At 71.4% G+C, this 398-nt stretch carries 1 pseudogene; it reads left to right on the top strand.

Going from position 1 to position 398, the window contains the following annotated elements:
- Positions 1-45: 45 nt before the first annotated feature.
- Positions 46-398 (top strand): annotated as a pseudogene (locus tag L687_RS0121985) (MFS transporter); the annotation flags it as partial.

Genomic DNA, 398 nt, shown 5'->3' with positions numbered 1-398 from the left:
ACGCCCGCAACCCCCGAGAGCACCGTCCCCGAGAGCACCGTCCCGATCACGGAGACGACGTTCATCCGCACCGCCGCCGGCAACGACGACCCGCCCCCGCCCCTCAAGGGGATCCGGCGCCTGCTCGGCTGGATCATCCCCGCCAACCTCGGCATCTTCCTGATCTGGGGCGCGGTCCCCGGCATCCTCCTCCCCCAGCAGGTCACGGTCGCGCTCGGCGAGGAGAACAAGGTCGCCAACCTCGCGATCATCGCGACGATCGGTGCGTTCGCGGCGATGATCGCGCAGCCGATCGCCGGGCAGATCTCCGACCGGACGCGTTCCCGCTTCGGCCGGCGTGCACCGTGGATGATCGTCGGCGTCCTCGCCGGAGGCCTGGCCCTGGTCGGCCTCGCCTT

Source organism: Microbacterium maritypicum MF109, assembly GCF_000455825.1.
GTDB lineage: Bacteria > Actinomycetota > Actinomycetes > Actinomycetales > Microbacteriaceae > Microbacterium > Microbacterium maritypicum_A.
Note: the sequence above shows the minus strand (reverse complement) of the source record. Positions and strands in the feature narration are given on the sequence as shown.